8 protein-coding genes are annotated in these 11,373 nt (G+C 74.6%); 5 read left to right on the forward strand and 3 right to left on the reverse strand.

Annotated features, from left to right (window positions below; all coding sequences use genetic code 11):
• Window positions 1-106: 106 nt before the first annotated feature.
• Both ACFV3R_RS32430 and ACFV3R_RS32435 read right to left on the reverse strand, forming a co-directional pair.
• Window positions 107-1,165 carry a phosphatase PAP2 family protein gene (locus tag ACFV3R_RS32430; protein ID WP_385590615.1) on the reverse strand — a complete coding sequence of 353 codons (1,059 nt, stop codon included), beginning with the start codon at window positions 1,163-1,165 and terminating at the stop codon, window positions 107-109.
• A gap of 394 nt (window positions 1,166-1,559) precedes the next feature.
• Window positions 1,560-2,756, reverse strand: a complete 1,197-nt coding sequence (locus ACFV3R_RS32435) for a hypothetical protein (RefSeq protein ID WP_385590617.1) — start codon at window positions 2,754-2,756, stop codon at window positions 1,560-1,562.
• Window positions 2,757-3,016: 260 nt separating this feature from the next.
• Between ACFV3R_RS32435 and ACFV3R_RS32440 the strand changes: the two genes are divergently transcribed.
• Window positions 3,017-4,783, forward strand: a complete 1,767-nt coding sequence (locus ACFV3R_RS32440) for an MFS transporter (protein WP_385590619.1) — start codon at window positions 3,017-3,019, stop codon at window positions 4,781-4,783.
• Between the two features lie 240 nt (window positions 4,784-5,023).
• Entirely contained in the window at window positions 5,024-6,250 is a 1,227-nt protein-coding gene (locus tag ACFV3R_RS32445) for an acyl-CoA dehydrogenase family protein (protein ID WP_385590621.1), read from the forward strand.
• Between the two features lie 49 nt (window positions 6,251-6,299).
• On the opposite strand, the gene ACFV3R_RS32450 is transcribed toward ACFV3R_RS32445, so the two are convergent.
• The gene (locus tag ACFV3R_RS32450; protein ID WP_385590623.1) at window positions 6,300-6,785 is read right to left on the reverse strand and encodes a cell division protein SepF; all 486 of its coding nucleotides are present in this window, start codon (window positions 6,783-6,785) and stop codon (window positions 6,300-6,302) included.
• A 271-nt stretch (window positions 6,786-7,056) separates the two neighbouring features.
• Here ACFV3R_RS32450 and ACFV3R_RS32455 point away from each other — a divergent pair, with 271 nt between their 5' ends.
• The 3 genes from ACFV3R_RS32455 to ACFV3R_RS32465 all read left to right on the forward strand — a co-directional run bounded on the left by ACFV3R_RS32455 (window position 7,057) and on the right by ACFV3R_RS32465 (window position 11,138).
• Complete coding sequence (locus ACFV3R_RS32455; protein WP_385590625.1) at window positions 7,057-8,385, forward strand: DUF5685 family protein; 1,329 nt, start codon at window positions 7,057-7,059, stop codon at window positions 8,383-8,385.
• Between the two features lie 355 nt (window positions 8,386-8,740).
• Entirely contained in the window at window positions 8,741-9,637 is an 897-nt protein-coding gene (locus tag ACFV3R_RS32460; protein WP_385590627.1) for a S1 family peptidase, read from the forward strand.
• Between the two features lie 439 nt (window positions 9,638-10,076).
• Window positions 10,077-11,138 carry a S1 family peptidase gene (locus ACFV3R_RS32465; RefSeq protein WP_385590629.1) on the forward strand — a complete coding sequence of 354 codons (1,062 nt, stop codon included), beginning with the start codon at window positions 10,077-10,079 and terminating at the stop codon, window positions 11,136-11,138.
• Window positions 11,139-11,373 lie beyond the last annotated feature (235 nt).

Genomic DNA, 11,373 nt, shown 5'->3' on the forward strand with positions numbered 1-11,373 from the left:
GCCCGGCGGCCACCCGTGAGGAGGCCGCCGGGCCGTCGGCGCCGGAGGGAGGTGAACCCCTCTCGCCCGCCGCAGGTGCGCGCTGTGACGGGCGGCAGGGGATGCCTCAGCTGCTTTCCTGACCGCCGCCGGTGAGCGGTGTGCGGAGGGGGGCGGACCGCGAGGGACCGTGGGCGCCGCCGGAGCGGTGCTTGGGCGCCTGGGACCCCTCGGTCCCCCGTCCCGGACGGGCGGTGGTCGTCGCGGACCGGGAAGGCCAGCCCTCGGCCGGCGCGCCCGAGGTGTGCGGTGTGCTGTTCCCGCCGACCCCGACGGCCTCCCTGACCAGTGTGCGTCCGCCCTCGCTGCGGAAGACCGAGGAGGCGGTGGCGCCCGCGGGCAGCGGGCCCGAGACCCGGACGGCGGGTTCGGCGGCCGCGGGACCGGCGGTGAGGAGCCTGCCCGCGCGCAGCCGGAGCCAGAGGGCCATGAGGCGTCCCTCCGCCCAGCCCAGCGCGGGTTCGAACCAGGGGAGCGCCAGCAGCACCAGCAGCCCCGCGGCCCAGCCCAGCAGCACGTCGCTCACCCAGTGGGTACCGAGGTAGACGGTGGTCATTCCGACGCCGAGGGCGCCGACGGCAGCCACGACGGACAGGGTGCGGCGGCGCAGCGGGGTGGTCGCCAGGTAGGCCAGCACACCCCAGGTCACGACGGCGTTGGCCGTGTGACCCGAGGGGAATATGTCCCCGCCCATGCCCATCTCGTTCGCGCCGACGGTCATGCCGTAGTGCGGCCCCAGCCGGCCCATGCCGATCTTGGCGGCACCCACGGTGACGTTCAGCAGCAGCAGGGACGCGCCGAGGACGAGCAGCGGGTGGAGGTTGCGCTGCCGCCAGCACCGCCAGCCCAGCCAGGCCGCCACCGCGACCGCCGTCGGGCCCCGCTGCCCCAGGACGACGAAGTAGTCGAGGAAGGCGTGGATCTGCGGCCACTGCTTGTACGGCCGGAAGAACATGACCTGCCAGTCGAGGGTGACCAGCCACGAGGTGGTCAGCACGCCGACCACGATCGCCGCGTAGACCGCCACCGTGCCGCTGAACAGCCACAGGCGTGTCCGCGTCATGCGGGGCCGGGCGCGGGTCATCGGTTGCCCCTCCGTCTGGTCGAGCTTGTCATCGGTACGCACCCAATCGACGTTACCCCGTGTGGTGTAGGCGCTTGATCGGCCGGTCGCCTTCGTAATGACGATGTGATCTCCAATACGCGAGGCGCGCTGCTTTGGCCTGCGGTTTTCCGGCTGGAATTCGACCGTTCGTGGAATCTTGCTTTGGTGAGGTATGACACCCCCTGCCGGGTCATCCATTCGCCTTTACCGCACGTGTTTATCGGCGGTTCGCCTTGACGTCGCCCGGTGTTCGGCCCCCGGTCGCGCCTCGCCGCGACCGCGAGGTGACGACCCCGTGGAGACCGTGTTGCCGCAGGACGGCCCGCTCACGCCTGGCACACCGTGGCGCAGGCGGTGCGCCGGGCGGCGCCCCGGGGCGGGGCGGCGCGCGGTTCCGGCTGCTCGCAGGGCCCGCTCAGGGCGGTCCGCTGCCGTGCAGCCAGATCGCGCCGTAGACGGCGGACCCGGCGGCGAGCACCCCGAGCACCGTGGCTGAAAGTGCGGGACGCCACCGTGCCATCAGGGCCGCCGGCGGCAGCAGGAGCGGGAAGGCGGGCATCATCAACCGCGGCTTGGAGCCGAAGTAGCCCTTGGCGGTCAGGGCCAGGAAGAGCACCACACCGGCGTACGTCAGGAGCGGCAGCGGCTCCCGTCGCCGCATGCACCACACGAACAGCGCCACCACCGCGGCCACGCCCAGGACCAGGGCCAGCGCGGCGGGCCAGGGCTGTGCCACCGTGAACGAGGCGAAGGCCAGCCCGCCGTCGAAGCCGTTGCGCCACCCGGCCTGCACGTCGAGGTAGCCCGTCACACTGCCGGTGTGCAGCCCCACCCGAACGAAGTACGCGCACCACCCCAGCGGGGCGAGGAGCACCCCGAGCAGCATCCGCCGCGACTCCCACCGTCCACCGGGCGGGCGGGGGCCGTCCTCGGCGCGCTCCCGCCACCAGGCGACCGCCGCCGTCAGCCACACCGCGGCGACCACCGCCGCGCCGACCGGGCGGGCGAGCCCCGACAGTGAGGCGAGCACCCCGGCCCCCACCCACCGCCGGGTCAGCAGCGCGTACCCGCTCCAGGCGGCCAGGGCGGTGAAGAGCGACTCCGAGTACGCCATCGACTGCACGACGCCGACCGGGAGCGCCGCCCACAGCGCGGCCAGCAGCACCCCCGCCGCCCGGCCGTGCAGCCGGGCCCCCACCGCGTACAGGGCGAGCGCCGCGGCCAGCGAGGCCGCCCAGCTCACCGCCAGGCCGGCGTCGGCGGCCGGCAGCGAGGTGAGGGCGGAGACGGCCCGCTCCAGCCAGGGCAGCAGGGGGAAGAAGGCGAAGTCGGAGTGGAGGTCTCCGTTGGGCATGCGGACGGCGTTGCCGTAGCCGTCGGTGGCGATCCGGGCGTACCAGAGCGAGTCCCAGCGTGCGCTCAGCAGGGTGTGCCAGTCGCCGCCGCGACGGGACGGCCAGAGGGCCAGGACCACGAGCCCGAGCAGCCGGACACCGGCGAAAGCCGCGAGCGCGCCCGCGGCGCCACGTGCCCACCGGGCGCGCGGCGCCGCTTCACCCTCCACCGCGTCCGTGCCCTCCTCGGGGCGGGCGCGTGGTGCCAGTCCAGTCATTCGCACGATTATCCAGGTCCGCGAGGGGCGCGGGGCTCCTACCGCCGGACCGCCCCGGGGCCGCGTGGCCCGGGTGGGAGGTGGGTCTCACCGTGAGGTGAGCCACGCGGGGTGCTCACCCTCTCGCGTAGTCTGACCCTTCGACTCGCCCGTGCCGCCCTCCCTGGCGTCCTCGTCGAGGGACCGGAGCCGGACGCGACCTGCCCGCCGGCCGGGCGCCCGGACGCCGCGGCGGCGAGAGCAGGTATGGAGGTGTGTGGATGACCGGGACGACCACGTCCGGCGACAGGCGGACGGCCGGGGTCCCCCGGCCGCCGGGCGGCGGCGCGAACCGCTGGACCGTGCTGATCGTGCTCTGCGTCAGCCTGCTGTTCGTGGCGCTGGACACGACCATCCTGTACGTGGCGGTGCCCAAGGTCACCGAGGACCTGCGGCCGGGCGCCGTGGAGCTGCTGTGGATCGTCGACGTCTACCCCCTCGTCGCCGCCTCGCTGCTCATCCTCTTCGGCACTCTCGGCGACCGGGTCGGCAGACGCCGCGTCCTGCTGCTGGGCTACGGTCTGTTCGCCGTCGCCTCGGCAGCCGCGGCCTTCGCCCCCGACCCCGCCGTCCTGATCACCGCACGGGCGGTGCTGGGCATCGGCAGCGCCATGATCATGCCGGCCACCCTCTCCATCCTCCGGGAGGTCTTCCCCGACCGGCGGGAGCGGGCCGTGGCCATCGGTGTGTGGAGCGCGGTGGCCGCCGTCGGCGCTGCCGTCGGTCCGGTGCTGGGCGGTTTCCTGGTCGAGAACTTCTGGTGGGGCTCGGTCTTCCTGATCAACATCCCGATGATGGCGGCCATGCTGCTGGTGGGGCGCTGGCTGCTGCCGGAGTCCCGGGGCGACCGCAGCGGTCCCTGGGACGTCCTCGGTGCGGTGATCGCGGCGGCGGGCGTGCTCGGCGTGGTCTTCGGGGTCAAGAGCCTGGGCAACGGCGCGCCGCTGCTGGGGCTGCGGACGCTGCCCGCCATCGTGCTCGGCGTGCTGCTCCTGGTGCTCTTCGTGCGCCGCCAGCGCCGCCGCGAGCACCCGTTGATCGACCTCGCACTCTTCGGCCGGCCGGCCTTCGGCACCTCGGTGGGCTGCATCGTGCTGGCCATGCTGGCGCTGGTGGGACTCCAGCTCATCGCCGTGCAGTACCTCCAGCTGGTGCTGCACCTCAGCCCCCTCCAGACCGGGTTGCGCATGCTGCCGCTGGTCTTCTCCGCGATGGCGGCGGGCCTGACCGGCTCGCGGCTGCTGCAGTTCCTCGGGCCGCGGATCATGGTCGGCGGCGGGTTCGTGCTCGCCGCGGCGGCGGTGCTCTGCCTGACGCGGATGGGCCTGCACGACAGCCCGTGGCTGCTGAGCGCCGGCTTCGTCCTGCTCGGCTTCGGGTTCCAGAGCGCGCTCTTCGGCGCCTACGAGTCGATGCTGAACGAAGCTCCGCCCGGGCAGTCGGGCGGCGCCGCGGCGATCAGTGAGACCTCGTACCAGCTCGGTGCCGGGCTCGGGGTCGCGCTGCTGGGGAGCGTGATGAACGCCGCCTACGGCCCCGGCGCCCGGCGGGTGCCGGGGGTGCCCCACCACGCCCGGCGGGCCGCCTCGCACTCCCTCGGTGAGGCCTACAAGGTCGCCTCCGAACTTCCCCGGACCGCAGGACAGGGGCTGCGGGAGGCCGCGCGGGCGGCCTTCATCCACGGCCTGCACGTCACCCTCGCGGTGAGCGCCCTCATGCTGCTGGCCGGCGCGGTGTTCTCGCTGCGGCTGCCGCGCCACGTGGTGGAGGGGACGGGCCGCGAGGACGGGCCCGAGGACTCCGGGGCTGCGGAGCCGGCCGCGCAGCAGTCCGACGCCCCGGCCGACCGGGGGCAGGCGTCGGCGCCCGCCCCCCGCAACGGCGATGCCGGGCCCGGGCCGTCCGCCGGCGGACGGGTACCGGGAGCCGCCGACGGCCGCGGCCGTGACCGGGCCGACGGATCGGCCTCCGCGGCACGCCGCCGCTGAGGCGGACCCCGACGGCGGCGGCCCCCTGGGCGGCGACCGCCAGGGGCGGTGGCCTCGGTCGTCGGCGGCGGCCCGGCCGCGCCGGGTCGCAGGGCCCGGAGCGGACATCCCTTGTGGTGAGGTGCCGGGGGACCGTACGGTCGGCCCTGAGCTCAACTACCACTGCTAGTTTCTGAGTGCCCGGCCCGCCGCGCGGCTGCGTGCGGACGGCCGGGCGTTCGGCGCCCGCCGGAGGTCGTCATGTCCGCCACTCCCGCCCCGTCCGCCCGTGCCGAGCGCCGCCCCGGCGAGCGGCCCCCCGCCTTCGACCCCGCCGACCCGCTCGGCCTCGACGACCTCCTCGACGACGAGGAGCGCGCCGTCCGGGACACCGTCCGCCGCTGGACCGCCGACCGGGTCCTGCCGCACGTCGCCGACTGGTACGAGCGCGGCGAGCTGCCGGGGGTACGGGAACTCGCCCGGGAGCTCGGCTCCCTGGGCGCCCTGGGCATGTCCCTGACCGGGTACGGCTGCGCCGGCGCCTCCGCGGTGCAGTACGGCCTGGCCTGCATGGAGCTGGAGGCAGCCGACTCAGGCCTGCGCTCTCTCGTCTCGGTGCAGGGCTCGCTGGCCATGTACGCGATCCACCGGTTCGGCTCGGAGGAGCAGAAGCAGCAGTGGCTTCCGGCGATGGCCGCGGGTGAGACCATCGGCTGCTTCGGGCTGACCGAGCCGGACCACGGCTCGGACCCGGCGGCGATGGCCACCCGGGCCCGGCGCGAGGGCAGCGACTGGGTGCTGGACGGGCGCAAGATGTGGATCACCAACGGCTCGGTGGCCGCCGTCGCGGTGGTGTGGGCCCGTACCGAGGAGGGGGTGCGGGGCTTCGTCGTCCCCACCGGCACGCCCGGCTTCTCGGCGCCCGAGATCCGGCACAAGCTCTCGCTGCGGGCCAGCGTCACCAGCGAACTCGTTCTGGACGGCGTCCGGCTGCCCGCCGACGCCGTCCTGCCCGAGGCCATCGGGTTGCGAGGCCCGCTGAGCTGCCTCAGCCACGCCCGCTACGGCATCGTGTGGGGGGCGATGGGGGCCGCGCGGTCCTGCTTCGAGACGGCGCTGGAGTACGCCCGCACCCGCGAGCAGTTCGGCAAGCCCATCGGCGGCTTCCAGCTCACCCAGGCCAAGCTCGCCGACATGGCGGTGGAACTGCACAAGGGAACGCTGCTCGCCCACCACCTCGGCCGGCGGATGGACGCCCGGGGGCTGCGCCCGGAACAGGTCAGCTTCGGCAAGCTGAACAACGTCCGCGAGGCCATCGAGATCGCCCGCACCGCCCGCACCGTCCTGGGGGCCAACGGGATCTCGCTGGAGTACGGCGTGATGCGCCACGCCGCGAACCTGGAGTCGGTGCTCACCTACGAGGGCACCGTCGAGATGCACCAGCTCGTCCTGGGCAAGGCGCTCACCGGGCTCGACGCCTTCCGGTGAGCGGCCGGGCCGCGGGGCGCGCCGGGGAGGTCTGCGGCGCGCCCGGCGGTCAGCTCTGGTTGTAGAACCCGTCGCGCCTGCGGGCGGCGGAGTCGGCCTCGACCACCTCGTAGGCGGGCGGGGTCAGCAGGAAGACCCGGGTGGCGATCCGGTCGATCGAGCCACGCAGCCCGAAGGTGAGTCCCGCGGCGAAGTCCACGACGCGCTTGGCGTCGGCGGACTCCATGGCCGTGAGGTTCACGATGACCGGCACCCCGTCCCGGAAGAGTTCACCCACCGTTCGGGCGTCCCGGAAGCTCTCGGGGGTGACGGTGGCGATGCGGGTGACCTCCGCGGCGCCGGCCGCCGGCCCCGCGTCACCTGCCCGTTCGTCCGCCTCGACCACCCGCATCCGGGCGTCCGTCACCCACGCGTGCCCACCCGTGCCCACCGCCGCGACCCCGGTGGCGTACCCCGCGCTCTCGTCGTCGTAGTAGCGCTCGTCGCCGTCGTCGACGAGCCCAAGCCAGGCGCTCGCCTTCCGCACCGATCCCATGGACGCCTCCTCACACCCGCGGGTTACTGTCCGCGCCTCTATGGTCGTCCATCAGGCGGAGCATCTGCCAAGCGGATTGCCGCCGCACGGGCGGTTCGTGACACATCTGGTGCAAACCGGGTCGCGCGGCGCCGGGTGGCACCACTGACGATCTGACGTCGAGGCAGCTGCCGCGGAACCCGTTCGAGCGGGGGTGGAACGGGCGCCACGGCACGATCGATACGATGCCCCGTCGACACCGACCTATGCAGTCGTACCACGGGGGTTCACGTTGTTCGGAATAGTCCGGCCCTGCTCGCACGGCCTCACGCCGGGCATGAAGCAGGAGTGGACGGCCCACCTGTGCGGCCTCTGCCTCACCCTGCGGGGTGACCACGGGCAGCTCGCACGGGTGGTGACCAACTACGACGGACTGCTGGTATCGGTGTTGACGGACGCTCAGTCCGCCCCCGCACCGGGCCGCCGGCGGACGGCCGGGCCCTGCCCGTTGCGCGGCATGCGCACCGCCGAGGTGGCCCGCGGCCAGGGCGCCCGGCTCGCGGCCGCGGTCTCGCTCGTGCTGGCCGCCGCGAAGATCCGCGACCACGTCACCGACGGCGACGGCCACCTGGCCCGGCGCCCGGTCGCCGCGGCGGCCCGCCGGGTGGCGGCCGGCTGGGACCGGGCGGGCGCCCGCACCGGGACGGCCGTGGGGTTCGACACCGCCGTCCTGGTCGAGGCGGTGGAACGGCAGCCAGGGATCGAGGCGCTGGCCGGCCCCGGCACCCCCCTGACGGTCATATCGGAGCCGACCGAGACCGCGACCGCTGCCGCCTTCGCCCACACCGCGCACCTCGCCCAACGCCCGCAGAACGCCGCGCCGCTGGCGGAGGCCGGGCGCCTCTTCGGCCGGCTGGCCCATCTGCTGGACGCCGTCGAGGACCGGTCGGCCGACGCCGCCGGCGGTGCCTGGAACCCGCTGACCGCCACCGGCGCACCCCTGACGGAGGCCCGGCGGCTGTGCGAGGACGCCCTCCACGGCATCAGCCTGGCCCTGCGTGACGTGGCGTTCGAGGACCGCCGGCTGGTGCACGCCCTCCTCGTCCACGAACTGCGCCGCTCGGTGGACCGGGCCTTCGGCCTTGGCAGGTGCGGGCACACCGGCCACGAGCCCACCGCCGCCCACCCGGGGACCGGCGGCCCGGGGCAGTGGGGGCCGGGTGGTGCAGGGACGCCGGGGCCGCCGCAGGCGTTCGGCCCGTCGGGCGGTGCGGGCTCGCAGCCCTTCCCGCCGGGCGGCCCCGCCGCCCATGGCGCCTCCTGGCCGCAGTTCGGTCAGGGCGGGCTGCCGGGGGGCGGATTCGACGGGTTCGGCGGCGGTGACGGCGGGGGAGCGGGCGGGCCGGGCCGGCCGCCGCGCAAGCCCCGCGGGTTCTTCGCCGGGTGCGCCGCGTTCGTCGGCCTGTGCTGCACCTGCCGGATGTGCTGCGCCGCGGAGTACGAGGGGCCGTGGTCGCGCAGGAAGCGCGAGGGATGCTGCCGGGACTGCGACTGCGACTGTCCCGACGCCGGCTGCTGCGAGTGTCTGCAGTGTTGCGAATGTTTCAACTGCGGTTGCTGACAGGGACGGTGGGAGCCGGTCGCAGGCGGGGTGGAACGCTGTGGGACCGGGCCGGCGGCGAACGCTGTCAAGAGGCAGCCGACCTGCGGGTGTGGCTGGGGGAGCCGGGGCCGGCGGGGCCTGCCCGGCCCCTGCGGGGGGCCGGTGGCGGCAGGGCGCGGAGGTGCCCGGGAGGCGCCGGGTGACGGAACGAATCCGGGAGGCCCCCTTGCGTCGGCCGGGGGAGGCGGCCGAGACTCCCCCTCAAGCGTTGTCAGGTGCACGCACACCCCACCCGTACGTGATGCGCCCCTGGCCGCGTCCGCACGCGCCCGTCCCGTCCAGACGTGCGCCCTTCCCCCACGGAGGACCCGAAGTGACGAAGCAGCGCTCCACCTCGCGCCCCGGCCCGGCCAGACGCACCCGTCTCCTCGCCGTAGCCGCCGGCCTGATCGCCGTCGGCGCCGTCACCGTTCCGACCGCCAGTGCCAGTGACGCGACGGCTGCGCCTTTCAGCGTCAAGCAGCTCTCGGCCACCGCGGACTCGCTGCGGACCGCCGACATCGCCGGCACCGCATGGGCAGTCGACCCCTCGACCCACAAGGTCCGGGTCACCGTCGACGAGACCGTCAGCAAGGCCGAGATCGCCAAGCTGCAGCAGGCCGCCGGCGTCAACGCCGACGCACTGCAGATCACCCACACCAAGGGCACCTTCAAGAAGCTGCTCTCCGGCGGCGACACCATCCAGACCAACCAGTGGCGCTGCTCGCTGGGCTTCAACGTCCGCAGCGGCAGCACCTACTACTTCCTCACCGCCGGCCACTGCACCCAGGGCCTTCCCGCCTGGTACGACGGCTCCGGCAACAGCATAGGCGCCACCCAGAACAGCAGCTTCCCGGGCAACGACTACGGCCTGGTGAAGTACACCGGTTCCGCCTCGCACGACGGCACCGTGGGCAGCCAGGACATCACCTCGGCCGCCAACCCCACCGTCGGCCAGACCGTCACCCGCCGCGGCTCCACCACCGGCATCCACAGCGGCAAGGTGACCGCCCTCAACGCCACGGTCAACTACGGCAGCGACGGCATCGTCTCCGGCCTCATCCAGACCACCGTGTGCGCCGAGCCCGGCGACAGCGGCGGCCCGCTCTACGCCGGCTCGACCGCCCTCGGCCTCACCTCCGGCGGCAGCGGCGACTGCACCTCCGGCGGCACCACCTTCTTCCAGCCGGTCGTCGAGGCCCTGAACGCCTACGGCGTCAGCGTCTACTGAGCACCCCTGCACCCGGCCCCGCACGCGGGCTCCCGGTGACGGGACCGACGCGGTCCCGCCCCTGAGCACGCCTGCCACCGGTGCACCGAGCGCCCCCGTCCGCCGGACGGGGGCGCTCGGCGTCCTCGCGCCCGGCGACCGCTGCCGCTCCCGTGCGGCGGACCGGTGCCGGCGGGGCGGCTGCCGCGGGGCAGGACGGCCGGGTGCCCGGTGGTGGGCCGCCGTACGGGTGGACCGGGCGGACCGGTTGGCCCAGTGGGTGACCACGCGCGTGCGAAACCGCCCAGGTGACCGGCAGGTCGGGGGGCACGGCGGGAAGACTTCTCGCTCACGGGCACGGAGGCACCGGGCGGCTCGGGTCGCGTCCGGCGCCACCGCGCCCACCATCACCCGAGGGCCCGTCCCCGCGGACGGACCCGCCCCCACGGGAGGCCCCGAGTTGCAGCACCGACGAACTCTCCCCCGGCGCGCCGCGCTGACCGCGGCCGGCGCGCTGACGCTGGTGGCCACCACCCTCGCCGCCGTCGCCGGAGCGGAACCCGCCCCGCCCCACCCCGGGGGGCTCTCCGCAGCCGCCGCGCGCGCCCTCGCCTCCGAACTGACCCAGGGCACCGCCGGCTCCTACTACGACGCGGCGCGCAGGAAGCTCGTCGTCGACGTGGTGGACGAGGCCGCGGCCCGTGCGGTACGTGCCAGGGGCGCCGAGCCACGGAGGGTCGAGCACTCGCTCGCCGAGCTGACCTCCGCTCAGGCGACGCTGCGGGCCAAGGCATCCGTGCCGGGAACGGCCTGGGCCATCGACCCCCGTGTCAACGCCGTCGTCGTCGAGGCCGACCCCTCGGTCAGCGCGGCGAACCTGGCACGCCTGGCCCGGGTCGTGGGCGAACTCGACGGCACGGCCGTGCTCCACCGCACGCAGCACAAGATCACCCCGTTCATCGCCGGCGGCGACGCCATCTGGGGCAGCAGCGCCCGCTGTTCACTGGGGTTCAACGTCGTCAAGGCCGGGCGGCCCTACTTCCTCACCGCGGGGCACTGCGGGAACGCCGTCAAGACCTGGTCGCAGCAGCAGGGCGGCACCCCGTTCGCGGCGACCGAGTCCTCGCAGTTCCCCGGCAACGACTTCGCCCTGGCCCGCTACACCGCGCAGGTCCCGCACCCCGGCGCCGTGAACCTCTACAACGGCACCACGCAGCCGATCACCAGGAGCGGTGAGGCGACGGTCGGCGAACGGGTGCGGCGCAGCGGCAGCACCACCAGGGTGCACGACGGGGTGGTGACGGCTCTCAACGCCACCGTCAACTACCAGGAGGGCTCGGTCGACGGCCTCGTCAGGACGACCGTGTGCGCCGAGCCGGGGGACAGCGGGGGCGCCCTCTTCGACGGTCCGACCGCGCTCGGGCTGACCTCGGGCGGCAGCGGCAACTGCACCACCGGCGGGACGACGTACTTCCAGCCCGTCTCGGAGGCCCTGCGGGTGCTGGGCGTCCAGCTGGGGTAGGGGCCCGCCGGCGCCGTCGGGGCCCGACCGGCACGGAGGGCCGGCAGGCGCCACCGGGCACCTGGAGGACGCCCCCGGAAACCGTCGAAGGACGGTACCGGGGGCTTCTTCGTGCGGTGCGCGGTATAGGGCATTCCCGCCGCTGCGAGTGTCGTTACCGCACGCGCACTCGGTTTTTTTTCCGCAGGCTTCCTGCGAAAAGTGCCGGCCATTCCGGTGCCGGCTGCGAGGACCC

It is taken from the genome of Streptomyces sp. NPDC059740 (genome assembly GCF_042733155.1).
Lineage (GTDB): Bacteria > Actinomycetota > Actinomycetes > Streptomycetales > Streptomycetaceae > Streptomyces.